We start from the raw sequence: 17,576 nt of genomic DNA, 5'->3' as shown, positions 1-17,576 counted from the left end.
GGATCGGCGGCTGGCGGATCGCATTGCGTGCCCTCCCAGGCTCGATGTTGCCCCGTGAAAACGGTTACATGGCAGAATACCGCATCGCGATCCATTGTTGCCTGCGCGCGGGCATGATGCGACCCGCATTCGTATGCACTGCCCTCGGGAGGGACCGGCGGCAGCCCGTTAACTCCTGCCGGAAACCGGATACATGGCGAAAGTACAACTGGACAACATCCGCAAGGTCTACGACAACGGCCAGGTAGCCGTGCACGGGGCCAGCTTCGAAGTGGCCGACGGCGAACTGATGGTGCTGGTCGGGCCGTCGGGGTGCGGCAAGTCCACGCTGCTGCGGATGATCGCCGGCCTGGAAGAGATCAGCGGCGGCGAGCTGCGCATCGGCGAGCGCGTGGTCAACGACGTGGCGCCGAAGGACCGCGACATCGCCATGGTGTTCCAGAGCTATGCGCTGTACCCGCACATGACCGTGGCCGAGAACCTGGCGTTCGGGCTCAAGCTGCGCGGCGAGAGCAAGGAGGTCATCCGCCAGCGCGTGGCCGCCGCGGCCGACACCCTGGGCCTGACCCCGATGCTGGACAAGCTGCCGCGCGCCATGTCCGGCGGCCAGCGCCAGCGCGTGGCGCTGGGCCGCGCGCTGGTGCGCGAGCCGGCGGTGTTCCTGCTCGACGAGCCGCTGTCCAACCTGGACGCCAAGCTGCGCCATTCGGTGCGCACCGAGATCGCGCAGCTGCACCGCAAGCTCGGCACCACCATGATCTACGTCACCCACGACCAGGTCGAGGCGATGACCCTGGGCCAGCGCATCGTCGTGCTCAAGGATGGGGTGATCCAGCAGATCGACACGCCGATGGCGCTGTACGACCGCCCGGCCAACCTGTTCGTGGCCGGTTTCCTCGGCAGCCCGGCGATGAACGTGCTGCGCGGGCGGCTGGTGGAAGAGGGCGGCCTGCAGCTGCAGTTGCAGGACGGCGGGCGGGTGCCGCTGCCGGGTGCGCAGATCGTGCCGCAGTGGCTGGGCCGGGAGCTGGCGATCGGCGTGCGGCCGGAGCATCTGCAGCCAAGCGACGAGGCGCAGGGTGGCTTCGAAGCGACCATCGAGGTGATCGAGCCGGTCGGCAACGAGATCTTCGTCAATCTCAGTCACGGCGCGCAGCCGCTGGTGATGCGGGTGGCGCCGCGCGCGCTGCCGGGCCTGGGCGAGCGCCTGCGGGTGGCAGTGCGCGGCGATGCGCTGCACTTCTTCGATGGCGAGAGTGGGGGGCGCCTGGAGGCGCGGGAGTCGGGAATCGGGAATCGGGAATAGCAAAAGCGACAGCGAAAGCGCCGGCGCGCTCAGCGCGCCAGGCCGTCGATCAGGGGCTGCCAACGTGCGGGGTGGCCGTCGACGTCCAGCCCCGTCGGCGGTGTCTCGTCCAGCGGCAGCACCGCCAATGCCAGGCTGTCGGCGACGCTGACCACGCTGCCGAACGGCTGGCCATCGCGCAGCACCGGCGCGTCGATCCCAGCGGTTTCATCCACCTCCAGCAACTGCACCGCGCGCTTGGCCTTGCCCAGGAAGTGGGTGCGGGCGACGATTTCCTGGCCGGGATAGCAGCCTTTCTTGACGCTGAAGGCGTGCAGCCGGTCCAGGCCCAATTGCTGTGGCGTCCACTGTTCGCGCTGGCTCGGCGCAAGCCGGGCCAGGCCCAGGCGCAGGTCGGCCGCGCGCCAGGCCGCCGTCAGCGCCGGATCGGGCGCCGGTGCATCCGCTTGCGGCGCGGGCACCAGGCGCAGCGTGCGCGGCAGGCCGTCGCCGCCCATGTCCAGCTCGATCACACCGGCCTCATCGTGCGCCGACATCGCGCCCCGGGCCTGCTCCGGTAGGCTCATCCGACCGACTGCATGCAGCGCGTCCTCGACGGTGAGGCGCAGCTTGCGCCGGAACACGAAGCGGCCCAGTGCGGTCGCCAGGTCCTCGGCGCCGCCGTCGGGCAGCAGCATCAGCAAGGCGTCGTCGGCCTGGCGCAGCAGCGCGAACACCGCGATCACCCGGCCCTTGGCGGTGAGCCAGGCGTTCCACTGCCACTGGCCCACGGCCAGCGCCTGCACGTCGTTGGCGAACTGCGCATGCGCGAAGGCCGCTGCATCCGGACCGCGCAATGCGACGTATTGCAGGTGTGGCAGGGCGGAAAAACCGCCGGATTCCAGATTCAGGTTGTCAGGCACGAGAGGGGAGGACTAAAATTGACGAGTTGTGAGACCCGCATGATAGGCCAACCAACCCCCACACCCGAGTCCGATCCCGAAACGCAGCGGCCCGCCGAGGACACCCCTCCGCAGACCGAGCCTGCGCCGCGGGAGATCGGCGGGCGCGGCGGCCTCGAGCCGACGCGCTACGGCGACTGGGAGAAAAACGGACGCTGCATCGATTTTTGAGCAGCTTTGAGCCAACGCGGCCTTAAGCACGCCGCCCAGCCGAGACAACGAGCCCAGCGAATGGCTACGCGCGAACGTCCCCTTTCCCCGCATCTGCAGGTCTATCGCTGGCAGATCCAGATGGTGACCTCGATCCTGAATCGAGCCACCGGCATCGTGCTGTCGATCGGTGCCCTGATCATCGCCGCCGGCCTGTTGGCGCTGATGCTCGGCCCCGCCTCCTGGAACTGCTTCCGCGACATCGCCGGCGCCTGGTACGGCCAGGTGTTCCTGTTCGGCTGGACCTGGTGCTTCGCCTTCCACCTGTTCGGCGGCCTGCGCCACATCCTGCAGGATTTCGGCCAGGGCTACGCCGTCCGCGCCTTCGTCACCATCGGCTGGCTGTCGGTCGTGCTCAGCTTCGTGCTGACCGCCGCCGTGTGGGCCTACGTGCTGCTGGGAGCCACCGCATGAGCCGCTATCGCACCCCGTTGAAGAACGTCCGCGGCCTGGGCGCGGCCAAGACCGGCACCGAGCACTTCGTGCTGCAGCGCCTGACCGCCACCGCGCTGGTGCCGCTGTCGATCTGGTTCCTGATCTTCGTGCTGAGCCTGCTCGGTTCGGACTACGTCGCCGCCACCGAGGCCGTGGCCAAGCCGTGGAACGCGATCCTGCTGGTCGGCTTCCTGATCGCCGCGTTCTGGCACGCCCAGCTCGGCATGCAGGTGGTGCTGGAAGACTACGTGCACACCTCGCTGCTGGCGCTGGCCGCGCAGACCATCGTGCGCTTCGTCGCCGTGCTCGGCGCCATCGTCAGCATCTTCGCCGTGGCGCGCATCGCGCTGGGCATCGCCTGATCCATCGGCGCCCCCTCTAGGAACCACATTTCGATGTCCGCTTACAAGATCACCGAACACAAGTACGACATGGTCGTGGTCGGCGCCGGCGGCGCCGGCCTGCGCGCGACCTTCGGCCTGGCCCAGAAGGGCCTGCAGACGGTCTGCCTGACCAAGGTCTTCCCGACCCGTTCGCACACCGTGGCCGCGCAGGGCGGCATCTCCGCCGCGCTCGGCAACATGGGCGAGGACGACTGGCGCTACCACTTCTACGACACCATCAAGGGCTCGGACTGGTTGGGCGACCAGGACGCCATCGAGTACATGTGCCGCGAGGCGATCCCCGCGATCATCGAGCTGGAGCACTACGGCGTGCCGTTCAGCCGCACCGAGGACGGCAAGATCTACCAGCGTCCGTTCGGCGGCATGACCACCAAGTATGGCGAAGGCCCGTCCGCGCAGCGCACCTGCGCCGCCGCCGACCGCACCGGCCACGCCATGCTGCACACGCTGTACCAGCAGTCGCTGGCGCACAACGCGCGCTTCATGATCGAGTACTTTGCGCTCGACCTGATCTTCGACGAGGAAGGCGCCTGCCGCGGCGTGCTCGCCCTGGACATGGCCGAAGGCTCGCTGCACCTGTTCCGCGCCCACGGCGTGGTGCTGGCCACCGGCGGCTACGGCCGCGCCTACTTCAGCGCCACCTCGGCGCACACCTGCACCGGCGACGGCGGCGGCCTGGTGATGCGCGCCGGCCTGCCGATGCAGGACATGGAGTTCGTGCAGTTCCACCCGACCGGCATCTACGGCGCCGGCTGCCTGATCACCGAAGGCGTGCGCGGCGAAGGCGGCATCCTGCGCAACAGCAGCGGCGAGCGCTTCATGGAGCGCTACGCGCCGCACTACAAGGATCTGGCCTCGCGCGACGTGGTGTCGCGGTCGATGACCATCGAGATCCGCGAAGGCCGCGGCGTCGGTGAGCACAAGGACCACATCCTGCTCGACCTGACCCACCTCGGCCCGGGCGTGATCGACGACAAGCTGCCCGGCATCGCCGAGAGCGCGCGCATCTTCGCCGGCGTCGACGTGCACAAGCAGCCGATCCCGGTGATCCCGACCGTGCACTACAACATGGGCGGCATCCCGACCAACTACCACGGCGAAGTGGTGCGCAAGGACGGCGACAACCCCGATGCGGTGGTGCCGGGTCTGTACGCCATCGGCGAGGCTGCCTGCGTGTCGGTGCACGGCGCCAACCGCCTGGGCTCCAACTCGCTGCTCGACCTGGTGGTGTTCGGCCGCGCGGTGGCCAACCGCTGCGCCGAGACGATCAAGACCGGCGCCCCGCACAAGGGCCTGCCGGGCGACGCCTGCGACAAGGCGCTGGGGCTGCTGGACAAGCTGCGCAACGCCAACGGCAGCACCCCGACCTCGGTGATCCGCGACAAGATGCAGCGCACCATGCAGTCCGACGCGGCGGTGTTCCGCACCAGCAAGACGCTGAAGGAAGGCGTGGACAAGATGGCCGACATCTTCGCCAGCTTCGAGGACGTCAAGGTGTCCGACCGCTCGCTGGTGTGGAATTCCGACCTGATCGAGACCTACGAGCTGAACAACCTGCTGCTCAACGCGGTGGCGACGATCAACTCGGCCGAACAGCGCAAGGAAAGCCGCGGCGCGCACGCCCACGAGGATTTCCCCGACCGCGACGACGTCAACTGGCAGAAGCACACGCTGGTCACCGTCGACGACAAGGGCCAGTGCAGCTTCGACTATCGCCCGGTGCACATGTACACGCTCAGCAAGGACGTGGACGTGGTGCCGCCGAAGCCGCGCGTTTACTGACCAAAGCCGGGATTGGGGATTGGTGATTCGGGATTCGAAACACTTCGCTTCCTGCTCTCAACGCCTCCCCAATCCCTAATCCCCAATCCCGGATTTAAAAGCCATGGCAGAGTTCACCCTCCCCAAGAATTCCAAGATCGGCAAGGGCAAGCACTTTCCCGCCAAGGGCGCGAAGAACGTGCGGACCTTCAAGGTCTACCGGTGGAATCCGGACGACGACAGCAACCCGCGGACCGACACCTACGAGGTGGACCTGGACGCGTGCGGCCCGATGGTTCTGGACGCGCTGATCAAGATCAAGAACGAGATCGACCCGACCCTGACCTTCCGCCGCTCGTGCCGCGAGGGCATCTGCGGCTCGTGCGCGATGAACATCGACGGCACCAACACGCTGGCCTGCACCAAGGCGATCAGCGACTGCGGCAAGAAGGAAGTGCCGATCTACCCGCTGCCGCACATGAGCGTGGTCAAGGATCTGGTGCCGGACCTGACCCACTTCTACGCGCAGTACGCCTCGATCAAGCCGTGGATCCGTACCCAGACCCCGCCGCCGCCGGATCGCGAGCGGCTGCAGTCGCCGGAAGACCGCAAGAAGCTCGACGGCCTGTACGAGTGCATCCTGTGCGCGTGCTGCTCGACCAGCTGCCCGAGCTACTGGTGGAACGGTGAGCGTTACCTGGGTCCGGCGATCCTGCTGCAGGCCTACCGCTGGATCATCGACTCGCGCGACGAGGACACCGGTGCGCGCCTGGACGATCTGGAAGATCCATTCAAGCTGTACCGCTGCCACACCATCATGAACTGCGCGCGGACCTGCCCGAAGGGCCTGAACCCGGCGCTGGCGATCGCCGAGATCAAGAAGCTGATGATGGCGCGTCGCGCCTGATCGCAGCGGCACACGTTCCATACGGCGGGCCTGCCCGCCTACCGCGCGGCACCGGCTTTCGGGTTCGGTGCCGCGTTCGTTTTCGGCGGCTGCCGTGCGGCGCCGCCTCCAGGCAAGGGCGCATGCGATGGACGAGAGCACCGAACTGAAGAAGCTGCGCTGGCGCTGCCGGCGCGGCATGCGCGAACTGGACCAGCTGTTCGGCCGCTACCTGGACCGGCGTTGGGGGGAGGCTTCCGAGGACGAGCGCGGGGTTTTCCTATACCTGCTCGATTGCGAGGACGATAAGTTGTGGCGCTGGTTCATGGGCTACGAGGCCTGTCCCGATGCACGCGCCGCCGATCTCATCGCCTCCATCCGCGCCATGCCGGCTTGACTGGCGCCCCTCGCGCTGGCTGCTGGCCGCGCTGACCCTGCTCGGCGTGCTGGCGCCGCTGTCGCTGCTCGGCTCCGACCTGCCGCCGCACCTGGCCTGGCCGGCGGCCGCGCTGGTGCTGCTGTACGCGGCGTGGCTGCTGCGCCGTGAGGCCAGGCGGGCGCCGCGCACGCTGCTGGTTCCCGCTGGCGCCGGTGCGCCCAGCGTCGACGGCACCGCAGTGACCGAGCTGCAGGTCGCCTGGCGCGGACCGCTGGCGTTCGTGCGCTGGCGCGACGCGCAGGGGCGCACGCAGCGCCTGGCATGGTGGCCGGACACGCTGCCGCCGGCGGCACGACGTGAACTGCGTCTGGCCGCTGCCGCCCATGCCGCTTCGTCTGCGCCGCCGCAAATGGCACCATAGCGCTCCCTGGATGGTGGCTGCGCATGTTCAAACCCTTACCCGTGGCCATCGGCCTGCGCTATCTGCGCGCCAAGCGCCGCAACAATTTCATCTCCTTCATCTCCATGGCCTCGATCCTCGGCATCGCCCTGGGCGTGACCGTGCTGATCACCACCCTGGCGGTGATGAGCGGCTTCCAGAAGGAGATCCGCGACCGCCTGCTGCAGATGGCCGCGCACGCCACGGTCAGTGCGCAGGGCGCGCCGATGGAGGACTGGCAGCACGCGGTGGACGTGGCCATGCGCGACAAGCGCGTCGCCGGCGCCGCGCCCTACGTCGAGGAAGAGGCGCTGCTCACCGGCCAGCGCAACCAGCCGGCGATCGTCCGCGGCATCCTGCCCAAGGAAGAGGCCAAGGTCTCGGTGCTGGCGCAGAAGATGAAGCAGGGCTCGGTCGACAGCCTGATCCCGGGTTCCTACAACATCCTGCTCGGCCAGGAGCTGGCGCTGTGGCTGGGCGTAGGCGTCGGCGACAAGGTCGTGGTGATGCTGGGCGAGCCGCAGGCCAGCCCGATGGGCATGGTGCCGCGCTACAAGCGCTTCACCGTCAGCGGCATCTTCGAGGCCGGCTACAACGAGATCGACCGCGGCCTGGCGGTGACCAGCATGCCGGACCTGCAGCGGGTGCTGCGCATGGGCGACGGCGTCACCGGCGTGCGCCTGAAGCTGTACGACATGGATCAGGCCTGGAACGTGGCGCGCGACCTGGCGCTGAACCTGCACGGCCCGTACATGGTCAGCGACTGGACCCGCGAGAACGCCAACCTGTACCAGTCGCTGAAGATGGAAAAGACGGTGATGGGCATCCTGCTGTCGCTGATCATCGCGATGGGCGCGTTCAACCTGGTGTCCTCGCAGGTGATGCTGGTGACCGACAAGCAGGCCGACATCGCCATCCTGCGCACGCTGGGGCTGAGCCCGGGCGGAGTGATGCAGGTGTTCATGGTGCAGGGCACGCTGATCGGCGTGATCGGCACCGTCGCCGGCGTGATCGGCGGCATCGTGCTGACGCTCAACCTGGAGCGGATCCTGGCCGGCATCGAGGCGGTGTTCAACATCAAGCTGCTGCCGGAGGACGTCTACTACATCACCGGCCTGCCCACCGACATGCAGCCGCACGACGTCATGGTGATCACCATCGTCGCCTTGCTGATGAGCTTCCTGGCCACGCTGTACCCGGCCTGGCGCGCGGCGCGCACGCAGCCGGCGGAGGCGCTGCGCTATGAATGAGGACCGGGAATCGGGAATGGGGAATCGGGAATCGGGAATGCAGAAGCGACAAGCAGACGCGGCGATCCGCGCCGAAGGCCTGGCCAAGACCTACGCCGAAGGCAAGATGCGCACGCCGGTGTTCGACGGCCTGGAGCTGAGCGTGGCGGCGGGCGAGACCGTGGCCATCGTCGGCGCCTCCGGTGCCGGCAAGAGCACCTTGCTGCACCTGCTCGGGGGCCTCGACGTGCCGACCTCCGGCGAGGTCTACGTGGCCGGCCAGCGCATGTCCGCGCTGACCGACGCGGCGCGCGGGCAGTTGCGCAACCGCTCGCTGGGCTTCGTCTACCAGTTCCATCACCTGCTGCCCGAGTTCACCGCGCTGGAGAACGTGATGATGCCGGTGCTGCTGGGCGGCGCGCCGATCCAGGACGCCGATGCGCGCGCCCGCGCGCTGCTGGAATCGGTGGGCCTGGGCCATCGCCTGGAGCACAAACCGGGCGAACTGTCCGGCGGCGAGCGCCAGCGTGCTGCGGTGGCGCGTGCGCTGGTCAACCGTCCGGCCTGCGTGCTCGGCGACGAGCCGACCGGCAACCTCGACGACAAGACCGCGGCCAACGTGTTCGCGCTGATGCTCGAGCTCAATCGCGCGCAGGGCACCAGCCTGGCCCTGGTCACCCACGATCGCAGCCTGGCGCGCAAGCTGGACCGCGTGCTGGAACTGCACCAGGGCAAGCTGCGCGAACTGGCGCCTGCGGACGTTTGAATGGGGGAGGCCGCTGCACTGCGGCCCCGAACTGCACGTCGCCGCGCATGATCGCGGCCTGACGATCGCCAGCGGCTTCAAGCTTCTGTGGCAGTCATGCTCCCTGTGGCAGTCCTTCGATCCCGACGACAGGGCGGCCCTGCGGCTGATGCAGACCGCGTCGGGACTGAAGTCCCTCTCACAGGGAAATCCCTCCCACAGCTACGCCGGCGCATCGCCGTGCGGTAGGAGCGGCGTCAGCCGCGACGCACCAGGTTGAAGAACGCGACGCTTCAGTCGAAGAGCGCGAAGCGTTAGTCGAAGAGAGCGAAGCTTTATGAGCGGGTCGGCGCGAATTTGGCTGCGGCGTACCGGCCGGCTTGCGGCATGTTCATATGGAGCGACGTCATGGGACCTCTCATCGTGTCCTTTCGCGGCGCCTCGTCGAGGCACGCCGTCACCTCGTAGGAGCGGCTTCAGCCGCGAGAAGGGCGTTACCGAGAGCGCCTGTCGCGGCTGAAGCCGCTCCTACAAGTGCAACCGCGTGTGGGAGCGACTTCATTGCGACGAACGCAGCCGACCACCTGGTCGGCTTCGATTACCGTCTGCACCGACACTCACACAGCGCGCCCAGCAAACGCGTCGTGCTGGCAACGCATTGCACCTCGCCAACGCGGCGACCTTCCAGAAACGCATCGCATGCCTATGAGGTGGCAACCTTCCCGGGTTGCCGCTTTCCCATCGTATCGACGGCGCCCGACCAGGCATCCTGCCTCAGGGAATCACCCGCTGCGCACGCAGCCGCGTGAACAGCTCCAGGAACGAGGCGCGGCTGTCGTAGTAGCCGAGGAAGCCGAGATCGCGGCTCTTGGTCATGTCGTTGACGCACTCGATCTCGCGGCCCAGATCGGCATCGGTATGCCACCACGACGCGAGTTGGTTCACATCCGCCTGCACCAGCCCATGCTGCTCGGCGATCTCGCCCCACAGTGCCGGCGCGGTGTCCTGCAGGCGTGCTTGCAGCGGCATCGGCGCATCCGGATAGGGCGCAGCTTCCAGGCCGAAGAACGCGGCGATCTCGCCCCACATCCAGCGCCAGCGGAACACGTCGCCGTTGACCGTATTGAAGGCCTGATTGCGCGCCGCCGGATTGGTCGCGGCCCAGGCCAGTTGGCGGCCGAGCAGGCCGGCGTCGGTGAGGTCGGTGAGGCTGTCCCACTGCGCACGCGAACCCGGGAATACGAACGGCTGACCGGTGTGCTTGCACAGCGTCGCATACACCGCCAGGGTCACGCCCATGTTCATCGCATTGCTGCCGTTGGCCTGGCCGATCATGGTGTGCGAGCGGTGCACGCTCCAGCCGAAGCCGTGGCGCGCGGCGGCGTCGAATAGCAGATCTTCCAGCGTGTAGTAGAAATTCTCGCCCGGCTGCCGCGGTTCGCTCTCGCGGAACGGCGTTTCCGCCTTGCCGCTGCCGTAGTGCTCGAAGGAGCCCAGGTAATGCTTGGTGCCGGTGACCAGCGCCATGTGCTGCAGCGTCGCGCCGTCCAGGCCCTCGCACAGGTGCCGCAGCATCGCGCCGTTGGCTGCGACGTTCTCCTTCTCGGTGTCACGCCGGGTCCAGGTGCAGAAGAACACGTGGGTGATCGGCAGCCCGCGCAGCGCGGCTACGGTGGCGTCGCGGTCGAGCAGATCGGCCGCTACCGGAATCACGCCCTCCTGCGGCACCGGACGGCGTGCCAGGCCATAGACGGTCCAGCCCTCGGCGACCAGCACGTTGGCGAGGTTGTAGCCGGAGATGCCAGTGACTCCGACGATCAATGCGATGCCCTTGCGCATGCGCGAACTCCTTACGACGTGGGGTATCGCACCATAGGCGCGGGGCGATGAAGCTGCGGAGAACTGCGTCGGGACTGTGACCCGGCGCGCGCGCTAGCGTTAGGCGAATTCTGACGCGGTGCCGCGGCATGGACCGATGGCCCGGGTCCAGGCGAGATGCGACGCTGGCATCGCGATAGGGACGGTGTCGCCCGATGAGCGCGTCTCGCTGCTTCGTCTCGCTGCTTCCGATCCATCGATGCCAAGGAGGGCAAGCACATGCAACCGTTGGCAGACGCCGTGCCGTGCCAGGAACTCGCCGCGGCCCGCGCTGCGCGTTGGCCGGCCGTGGCGCCGTTCGGTGCTGTGATCGCCGCCAGCCTCGCCGCGGGTGTGCTGGCGGCGCTGTGGCTGCCGCGCCTGCCGCCGTGGCCGCTGGCGTTGACGGTCCTGCTCGTCGGGGTGGTGCTGTATGCGGTGGCGCCGCGCTGGCGCTGGCTGGGCGCGTTCGCGATCGGCGCCGGCTGGCTGGCGCTGATCGCCGGCATGGTGCTGGCGCGGCAGTTGCCGGCCGACTGGGAAAAACGCGTGGTCGACGTCCGCGGCCAGGTGGTGGAACTGCCGCAGGCCGAAACCCGCCGCACCCGCTTCCTGTTGCGCGTGGACACCGATGCGACGCAGCCGGCGCCGTTGCGGGGTCGCCTGCTGCAACTGGCGTGGTACGACGACTTCGGCACGCACCAGATCGGACCGCGCAGCGCCTTGCGCGCCGGCGCGCGCTGGCAACTGCAGGTGCGCCTGCGTGCACCGCGCGTCTTGAGCAATCCCGGTGGCTTCGATGCCGAGGCGTATGCGCTGGCGCAGCGGATCAGTGCCAGCGGCTACGTGGTGGCGCAGCAGGCGGCAGCGCAATTGACGCCTGGGCAGGGCATCGACGCCTGGCGCGCCGACATGTCCGCGCGCATCGCCGCGGCCGTGCCGCAGGCCTCGGCGCGCTATGTGCAGGCGCTGGCGCTGGGCGACACGCGGCGGCTGGACGATCGCGACTGGCGCATCCTGCGCGCCGCCGGACTGACCCATCTCATCGCCATCTCCGGGTTCCATGTCGGCCTGGTCGCCGGCGCCTTCGCCTTGCTCGGCGGCGGGCTGTGGCGGCTGTGGCCGCAACTGGGCCGCTCTTGGCCGCGGCGCCAGGCGGCTGCCGCGCTGGCGCTGCTCGGCGCCGGCGGCTACACCCTGGTGTCGGGCATGGCCCTGCCGACTGTGCGCACCGCCCTGATGATCGCGGTGGTGGTGGCGGCACGGTTGTGGCGGCGGCCGGTGCGGGTGGTCGACGCATTGGCGCTGGCGGCGATCGCCATGCTGCTCTGCGACCCGCTGGCGGTGCTCTCGGCCGGCTTCTGGCTGAGCTTCTTGGGCGTCGCCTGGCTGGCCTGGTGCATGCCCGACGCCGGCCGCGGCTGGCGCGAGACGCTGCGCAGTTTCCTGACCGCGCAGGGCGTGGCCACGGTCGGCCTGCTGCCGGTGAGCACGATGCTGTTCGGGCAGGCGTCCCTGGTCGGGCCGCTGGCCAACCTGCTGGCGATCCCGTGGTGGAGCCTGATGGTGGTCCCGCTGGCCCTGCTCGGCACCGCGTTGGAGGCACTGCATGCCGGCGCCGGTGCCTGGCTGTGGCGTCTGGCCGCGGCCTGCTTCGACCTGACCTGGCCGTTGTTCGTCGCCCTGGGCGAGAGCCGCTTCGCCCTGCGCTGGTTGCCGGAGGCGCGCGACTGGGCGCTGCCGCTGGCCCTGCTGGGCGCGTTCTGGCTGCTGCTGCCGCGCGCGGTGCCGGGCAAGCCGCTGGCGGCGCTGCTGTGGTTGCCCTTGCTATGGCCGCCGCTGGAGCGACCGCGACCGGGCGAGGTCGATCTGGTGATGTTCGACGTGGGGCAGGGCCTGTCGTTGCTGGTGCGCACCGCGCATCACCAGTTGCTGTACGACACCGGGCCGGCGGTCGAGGACGGCTACGACGCTGGCGAGCGGGTGGTGGTGCCGGCGCTGCATGCGCTTGGCGTGGCGCGGCTGGATCGCGCGGTGATCAGTCATGGCGACAACGATCATGCCGGTGGCCTGGCCGCAGTGCGCGCGGCACTGCCGATCGGCCTGATCCATGCCCCGGCCGGCGCGCCGGTGCCGCTGGACCGTCCCTGCGTGACCGGCGATGCCTGGGAATGGGATGGCGTGCGGTTCCGGTTCCTGCATCCGGCGCCGCACTTTCCCTATCTGCGCAACGAATCCAGCTGCGTGTTGCGCGTGGAAACCGCGCATGGCGCGCTGTTGCTGGCCGGCGATATCGGCGATGTGGTCGAGCGCAAGTTGTTGCGCGAGGCGCCGCAGGCGCTGCGCGCCGACGTGGTGGTGGCGCCGCATCATGGCAGTGCGCACTCCTCGCAGCCGGGCTTCGTCGCCGCCACCGGTGCGCGGCTGGTGCTGGTCTCGGCGGCCTACGGCAACCGCTTCGGCCATCCGCACCCGGGCGTGGTGGCGCGCTGGCAGGCCGCCGGCGCCGAGGTCGCCGGCACGCCGCAGGGCGGCGCGCTGCGCGTGTGGCTGGGGCGCGCCGGCCTGCAACTGCGCGAGCGGCGGCCCTGGCGGGCGCGGCTGTGGGACGCGGCGGAGCGGGCGCGGGCGGCTGCTATCCTATCGGCCAGTGAACGAACGGCCGAGCGTGCCGGAGGGTTGCGACGTGTGGGAACTGGTCAAGGCCGGTGGCTGGCCGATGGTGCCGTTGCTGCTGTTGGGCGTGGTCGCGCTGGCGATCGTCCTGGAGCGGTTCTGGAGCCTGCGCCGTAGCGAGGTGTTGCCGCCGGGACTGGGCCAGGAAGTGCGCAACTGGGCCACGCGCGGCAAGCTCGATCCCACCCACATCGAGTCGCTGCGGCGCAATTCGCCGCTGGGCGCGCTGCTCGCGGCCGGCCTGGACGTGCGCAACCGTCCGCGCGAGATCGTGCGCGAGCGCATCGAGGACACTGGCCGGCACGTCGTGCACCGCATGGAGCGTTACCTGAACGCGTTGGGCACCATCGCCTCGGCCGGGCCGCTGCTGGGCCTGCTCGGCACCGTGGTCGGCATGATCCAGATGTTCCTCGGCATCCTCGACCATGGCCTGGGCGACGTGAACCAGCTCGCCGGCGGCATCGGCAAGGCGCTGGTGTGCACCGCCACCGGCATGATCATCGCGGTGCCGGCGCTGATCTTCCATCGCCATTTCAAGGGCCGCATCGCCGGCTACGTGATCGAGATGGAGCAGGAAGCCACCGCCCTGACCGACGCGCTCGACGGCCACGGCCGTGCGGTTGCGCCGGCACGCGGCGCCGCGCCGAACGCCGCGTCGGCCAAGGGCTGAGCCGGTGCGGATCCGCGACGACCGTGGCCAGGACGAGCCGCACATCGACCTGGTGCCGTTGATCGACGTCATCCTGGTGCTGATCATCTTCTTCGTCGTGACCACCACCTTCGATGCGCGTTCGACGCTGCAATTGCAGTTGCCCAACGCCAGCGACCGCAACGCGCCGCCGCCGGCGCGCGCGCTGAGCGTGCTGATCAACGCCGACGGGCATTACTTCATCAACGACCAGGAAGTGCTGCGCACCGACGTGGAGTCGGTCAAGCGCAGCATCGCCCAGGTCGCCGGCGACGACCGCGAGCAACCCGTGCTGCTGCGCGCCGACGCGCGCACGCCGTACCAGGCGGTGGTCACCGCGCAGGACGCGCTGGGCCAGCTCGGATTCCGCCGCATCGCCATCGCCACTGCCCCCGAAGTCAACAGGGACGGAAGCTCCAAGTGAATGTACCCACCGACGTGCCCGTCCAGGATTCTCCCTGGCGGACCTATCGCCGCCTGTTGTCGTATGCCGGCGGCTACCGCGGCCTGCTGCTGATCGCCGCGGTCGGCGCGCTGCTGGAGGCGCTGGCCGGCTCCGGCTTTCTGGCGCTGATGAAGCCGATCACCGACGAGACCTTCATCGCCCGCAACCGCGAGGTGGCGATGTGGCTGCCGTTGCAGATCGTCGGCCTGTTCGTGCTGCGCGGTATCGCCGGCTACGTCACCGACATGTCGATGGGGCGCGCGGCGCGGAGCATCTCCCGCGATTTCCGGGTCAACGTGCTGGACAAGTATCTGCGCCTGCCGGGCAGCCGCTTCGATGCAGAGCCGGTGGCGTCGATGCTGGTGCGGCTGGGCTCGGACAGCGAGCAGGTGGCGCAGGCCGCGGTCGACGCGATGAAGGTGATGGTGCAGCAGACCCTGCAGATCGTCGGCGCGCTGGCGGTGATGCTGTGGTACAGCTGGACGGTGACCGTGACCATCCTGCTGGTGGCGCCGCCGCTGGCATGGGTGATGGACCGCGTGGCCAAGCGCTACCGGCGGGTCAGCCACCGCATCCAGGAGAGCAACGCCGAGCTGATGCAGTCCGCCGAGCAGGCCCTGTCCGGCAACCAGGAGGTCAAGGTCTACGGCGCGCGCGCCAGCGAGATGGAGCGCTACCAGCAGCTGGCCGACACCAACCTGCACTTGGCGATGAAGGTCGAGTCCACCCGCGGCATCTCCTCGGCCGCGGTGCAGTTGCTGGGCGCGATCGGCCTGGCCGCGCTGCTGCTGATCGCCGGCCACGAAGCATTGGCCGGGCGCCTGACCGCCGGCGAGTTCGTCTCGCTGATGACCGCGATGATGGCGATCATCCCGGCGCTGAAGAACCTCACCAACGTGCAGAACATGCTGCAGCGGGGCGTCGCCTCGGCGCAGCGGCTGTTCGTGGTGCTGGATGCGCCGGAGGAACAGGATAGCGGTACCCGCCACATCGAGCGAGCGCAGGGCCGGATCGAGTTCCGTGAGGTCACCGCCGCCTATCCGGGGCAGACGCGGCCGGCGCTGGCCGAGGTCAGCTTCGTCGCCGAACCCGGCACCGTCACCGCCATCGTCGGCCGCTCCGGCAGCGGCAAGTCGAGCCTGGTCAAGCTGATCCCGCGCTTCTACGATCCGCAGTCCGGGCAGATCCTGCTCGACGGCCATCCGCTGCAGGAATACCGCCTGGAGGATCTGCGCCGGCAGATCGCCCTGGTCGGCCAGCAGGTGATGCTGTTCGACGGCAGCATCGCCGAGAACGTCGCCTATGGCGAGATGCGCGAGGCCGGCCCGGCGCAATTGCAGCAGGCGATCGCCGATGCCAACGCAATGGAGTTCGTCGAGCACCTGCCGGACGGTCTGCAGGCGCAGGTCGGGGCCAAGGGCGGGCGCCTGTCCGGTGGTCAGCGCCAGCGCCTGGCGATCGCCCGCGCGATGCTCAAGGACGCGCCGATCCTGATCCTCGACGAAGCCACCGCCGCGCTGGACAACGAATCCGAGCGGCTGGTGCAGGACGCCTTGCACCGGCTGATGCCCGACCGCACCACGCTGGTCATTGCGCACCGGCTGTCGACCATCGAACACGCCGACCAGGTGCTGGTGATGGACCACGGCCGCATCGTCGAGCGCGGCACCCACCACGAACTGCTGGCGCTGGGCGGGGTGTATGCGCACCTGCACAGCATGCAGTTCCGCGAAAGGCAGTTCGGATGAGCGAGCGCGGGCCGCACACCCCCGCCTATTGGTACGGCACGGGTTCGCCGCCGCTGCACGCGCGCGTGCTGACCCCGCTGTACGCGGCGGCGATCGCATTGCGCCGCGCGCTGTACCGGCGCGGCTGGCGCAAGCGCCACAGCATCGCCGCGCCGGTGGTGGTGGTGGGCAATCTCACCGCCGGCGGCACCGGCAAGACGCCGCTGACCATCGCCCTGGTGCAGCGCCTGCGCGACGCCGGCTGGAGCCCGGGCGTGGCCAGCCGCGGCTACGGCCGCAGCCAGCCGCAGGATCCGCGCTGGATCGAGCCGGGGACCTCGGCCGAGCAGGGCGGCGACGAGCCGGTGCTGATCGCGCGCAAGACCGGCGTGCCGGTGCGGGTGGACCGCGACCGCGTCGCCGCGGCGCGCGCGTTGCTGCAGGCCGGCTGCGACATCGTGGTCTGCGACGATGGCCTGCAGCATTACCGCCTGCAGCGCGACATCGAGATCGAGGTGGTGGACGGCCAGCGCCGCTATGGCAACGGTCGCCTGCTGCCGGCCGGGCCGCTGCGCGAGCCGGTGGCGCGCGGCAACGAATGCGATTTCCGGGTCATCAACCTGGGCCAGGCCAGCGACAGCGGCGCGCTCGAAGCCGGCTTCGGCGAATGGGCGATGCGCCTGCGCATCGACAGCGCGCAGCCGCTGCGCGGCGGGCGCGCGCGGCCGCTGCGCAGTTTCGCGGGCCAGCGCGTGCATGCCGTCGCCGGCATCGCCCACCCGCAGCGCTTCTTCGACATGCTGCGCGCGCAGGGCATCGGCGTGGTCCCGCATGCCTTTCCCGACCACCACCAGTACCGCGCCGCGGACCTGGCCTTCGGCAGCGAACTGCCGGTGCTGATGACCGAGAAGGACGCGGTCAAGTGCGCCGCCTTCGTCAACGACTGGTGCTTCAGCGTGCCGCTGGTCGCCGAGCTGCCGGCGGCGTTCTGGATCGGCCTGCTGGATCGGCTGGACAAGCTGCGCGGCCGCGCGGGCGGGACCGGCGACTAGGGCTTCCCCCGTCGGGTGCACACCGCGGTTGGCCTGCAGGAGCGCCATCGGCGCGTGGCGCAGCGTGGCAGTGGCCGAGGTCAAGCCGGGCGGCGCCCGCGGCGCATCCGCCATCCCCAACCAAAAGGGTGCTGGTGCTGCGCGCACGGCGCCGCGTCGTCGCTGGGCGCGGCGAACCACCTCCTCGCGCTTCCTCGCCATAGCTAGGCGCCAACACGGCACGCGCGCGGCATGCGCGCGACGTGAGCGCAAGGCGCCGCACGCCGACGCTTTCCGCGCCGCGGGGCAGGGCGCGCGTGCGGTCGCCGGCCGGCGCCACCACCTGCACACCGGCGATCCCGGCGTGGTCGATACAATGACCTTCAGTGCCGTTGCCGCGTGCGGCGGCCACCGGGT

The 17,576-nt window shown here is 69.5% G+C and carries 17 protein-coding genes; 15 read left to right on the top strand and 2 right to left on the bottom strand.

Annotation, left to right across the window (positions count from 1 at the left end):
• Positions 1-193 precede the first annotated feature (193 nt).
• On the top strand, positions 194-1,306 hold the full coding sequence (locus tag AC1PMG_RS12995; RefSeq protein WP_481109154.1) for an ABC transporter ATP-binding protein: 1,113 nt from the start codon (positions 194-196) through the stop codon (positions 1,304-1,306).
• Between the two features lie 29 nt (positions 1,307-1,335).
• Here the strand turns inward: AC1PMG_RS12995 and ygfZ are convergent, their stop codons facing one another.
• Positions 1,336-2,208, bottom strand: coding sequence for a CAF17-like 4Fe-4S cluster assembly/insertion protein YgfZ (gene ygfZ, locus AC1PMG_RS12990; RefSeq protein WP_481109153.1), 873 nt, complete (start codon positions 2,206-2,208; stop codon positions 1,336-1,338).
• Between ygfZ and AC1PMG_RS12985 the strand changes: the two genes are divergently transcribed.
• The 9 genes from AC1PMG_RS12985 (at position 2,110) to lolD (ending at position 8,756) form a co-directional block, all read left to right on the top strand.
• Positions 2,110-2,418, top strand: coding sequence for a DUF1674 domain-containing protein (locus AC1PMG_RS12985; protein ID WP_318526716.1), 309 nt, complete (start codon positions 2,110-2,112; stop codon positions 2,416-2,418). The genes ygfZ and AC1PMG_RS12985 overlap by 99 nt on opposite strands.
• A gap of 60 nt (positions 2,419-2,478) precedes the next feature.
• Complete coding sequence (sdhC, locus tag AC1PMG_RS12980) at positions 2,479-2,871, top strand: succinate dehydrogenase, cytochrome b556 subunit (RefSeq protein ID WP_017912577.1); 393 nt, start codon at positions 2,479-2,481, stop codon at positions 2,869-2,871.
• On the top strand, positions 2,868-3,254 hold the full coding sequence (gene sdhD / locus AC1PMG_RS12975) for a succinate dehydrogenase, hydrophobic membrane anchor protein (RefSeq protein WP_010342655.1): 387 nt from the start codon (positions 2,868-2,870) through the stop codon (positions 3,252-3,254). Before sdhC ends, sdhD begins: the two co-directional genes overlap by 4 nt.
• A gap of 33 nt (positions 3,255-3,287) precedes the next feature.
• Positions 3,288-5,078, top strand: coding sequence for a succinate dehydrogenase flavoprotein subunit (gene sdhA, locus AC1PMG_RS12970; RefSeq protein WP_010342654.1), 1,791 nt, complete (start codon positions 3,288-3,290; stop codon positions 5,076-5,078).
• 103 nt (positions 5,079-5,181) lie between these two features.
• Positions 5,182-5,964: a succinate dehydrogenase iron-sulfur subunit gene (locus tag AC1PMG_RS12965; RefSeq protein ID WP_017908442.1), complete on the top strand. Its 783-nt coding sequence runs from the start codon at positions 5,182-5,184 to the stop codon at positions 5,962-5,964.
• Between the two features lie 127 nt (positions 5,965-6,091).
• Positions 6,092-6,340, top strand: coding sequence for an FAD assembly factor SdhE (locus AC1PMG_RS12960; RefSeq protein WP_017912578.1), 249 nt, complete (start codon positions 6,092-6,094; stop codon positions 6,338-6,340).
• The gene (locus AC1PMG_RS12955; protein ID WP_481109152.1) at positions 6,291-6,743 is read left to right on the top strand and encodes a hypothetical protein; all 453 of its coding nucleotides are present in this window, start codon (positions 6,291-6,293) and stop codon (positions 6,741-6,743) included. Before AC1PMG_RS12960 ends, AC1PMG_RS12955 begins: the two co-directional genes overlap by 50 nt.
• A 23-nt stretch (positions 6,744-6,766) precedes the next feature.
• A complete protein-coding gene (locus AC1PMG_RS12950) occupies positions 6,767-8,011 on the top strand; it encodes a lipoprotein-releasing ABC transporter permease subunit (protein WP_152182027.1) in 1,245 nt (414 codons plus the stop codon).
• A gap of 37 nt (positions 8,012-8,048) precedes the next feature.
• The gene (gene lolD, locus AC1PMG_RS12945) at positions 8,049-8,756 is read left to right on the top strand and encodes a lipoprotein-releasing ABC transporter ATP-binding protein LolD (RefSeq protein ID WP_017909302.1); all 708 of its coding nucleotides are present in this window, start codon (positions 8,049-8,051) and stop codon (positions 8,754-8,756) included.
• A gap of 753 nt (positions 8,757-9,509) precedes the next feature.
• Here the strand turns inward: lolD and AC1PMG_RS12940 are convergent.
• The gene (locus AC1PMG_RS12940) at positions 9,510-10,574 is read right to left on the bottom strand and encodes an SDR family oxidoreductase (protein WP_481109151.1); all 1,065 of its coding nucleotides are present in this window, start codon (positions 10,572-10,574) and stop codon (positions 9,510-9,512) included.
• 258 nt (positions 10,575-10,832) lie between these two features.
• Between AC1PMG_RS12940 and AC1PMG_RS12935 the strand changes: the two genes are divergently transcribed.
• The 5 genes from AC1PMG_RS12935 to lpxK are packed head-to-tail and all read left to right on the top strand — an operon-like array spanning position 10,833 to position 17,180.
• Positions 10,833-13,385: a DNA internalization-related competence protein ComEC/Rec2 gene (locus AC1PMG_RS12935; protein WP_481109150.1), complete on the top strand. Its 2,553-nt coding sequence runs from the start codon at positions 10,833-10,835 to the stop codon at positions 13,383-13,385.
• The gene (locus AC1PMG_RS12930) at positions 13,279-13,938 is read left to right on the top strand and encodes a MotA/TolQ/ExbB proton channel family protein (RefSeq protein ID WP_481109149.1); all 660 of its coding nucleotides are present in this window, start codon (positions 13,279-13,281) and stop codon (positions 13,936-13,938) included. Before AC1PMG_RS12935 ends, AC1PMG_RS12930 begins: the two co-directional genes overlap by 107 nt.
• A 4-nt stretch (positions 13,939-13,942) precedes the next feature.
• Complete coding sequence (locus AC1PMG_RS12925; protein ID WP_010342642.1) at positions 13,943-14,380, top strand: ExbD/TolR family protein; 438 nt, start codon at positions 13,943-13,945, stop codon at positions 14,378-14,380.
• Complete coding sequence (msbA, locus tag AC1PMG_RS12920; protein WP_481109148.1) at positions 14,377-16,149, top strand: lipid A export permease/ATP-binding protein MsbA; 1,773 nt, start codon at positions 14,377-14,379, stop codon at positions 16,147-16,149. The genes AC1PMG_RS12925 and msbA overlap by 4 nt, the downstream gene beginning before the upstream one ends.
• The gene (gene lpxK / locus AC1PMG_RS12915) at positions 16,146-17,180 is read left to right on the top strand and encodes a tetraacyldisaccharide 4'-kinase (protein ID WP_481109147.1); all 1,035 of its coding nucleotides are present in this window, start codon (positions 16,146-16,148) and stop codon (positions 17,178-17,180) included. The genes msbA and lpxK overlap by 4 nt, the downstream gene beginning before the upstream one ends.
• Positions 17,181-17,576: the final 396 nt, after the last annotated feature.

It is taken from the genome of Xanthomonas sp. NCPPB 2250 (genome assembly GCF_056725265.1).
Note: the sequence above shows the minus strand (reverse complement) of the source record. Positions and strands in the feature narration are given on the sequence as shown.

Coding starts and splice junctions, on each gene's coding strand:
- AC1PMG_RS12995 (WP_481109154.1), top strand. CDS start 194: ATGGCGAAAGTACAACTGGACAACATCCGCAAGGTCTACGACAACGGC.
- AC1PMG_RS12985 (WP_318526716.1), top strand. CDS start 2,110: ATGCGCGAAGGCCGCTGCATCCGGACCGCGCAATGCGACGTATTGCAG.
- sdhC (WP_017912577.1), top strand. CDS start 2,479: ATGGCTACGCGCGAACGTCCCCTTTCCCCGCATCTGCAGGTCTATCGC.
- sdhD (WP_010342655.1), top strand. CDS start 2,868: ATGAGCCGCTATCGCACCCCGTTGAAGAACGTCCGCGGCCTGGGCGCG.
- sdhA (WP_010342654.1), top strand. CDS start 3,288: ATGTCCGCTTACAAGATCACCGAACACAAGTACGACATGGTCGTGGTC.
- AC1PMG_RS12965 (WP_017908442.1), top strand. CDS start 5,182: ATGGCAGAGTTCACCCTCCCCAAGAATTCCAAGATCGGCAAGGGCAAG.
- AC1PMG_RS12960 (WP_017912578.1), top strand. CDS start 6,092: ATGGACGAGAGCACCGAACTGAAGAAGCTGCGCTGGCGCTGCCGGCGC.
- AC1PMG_RS12955 (WP_481109152.1), top strand. CDS start 6,291: ATGCACGCGCCGCCGATCTCATCGCCTCCATCCGCGCCATGCCGGCTT.
- AC1PMG_RS12950 (WP_152182027.1), top strand. CDS start 6,767: ATGTTCAAACCCTTACCCGTGGCCATCGGCCTGCGCTATCTGCGCGCC.
- lolD (WP_017909302.1), top strand. CDS start 8,049: ATGCAGAAGCGACAAGCAGACGCGGCGATCCGCGCCGAAGGCCTGGCC.
- AC1PMG_RS12940 (WP_481109151.1), bottom strand. CDS start 10,574: ATGCGCAAGGGCATCGCATTGATCGTCGGAGTCACTGGCATCTCCGGC.
- AC1PMG_RS12935 (WP_481109150.1), top strand. CDS start 10,833: ATGCAACCGTTGGCAGACGCCGTGCCGTGCCAGGAACTCGCCGCGGCC.
- lpxK (WP_481109147.1), top strand. CDS start 16,146: ATGAGCGAGCGCGGGCCGCACACCCCCGCCTATTGGTACGGCACGGGT.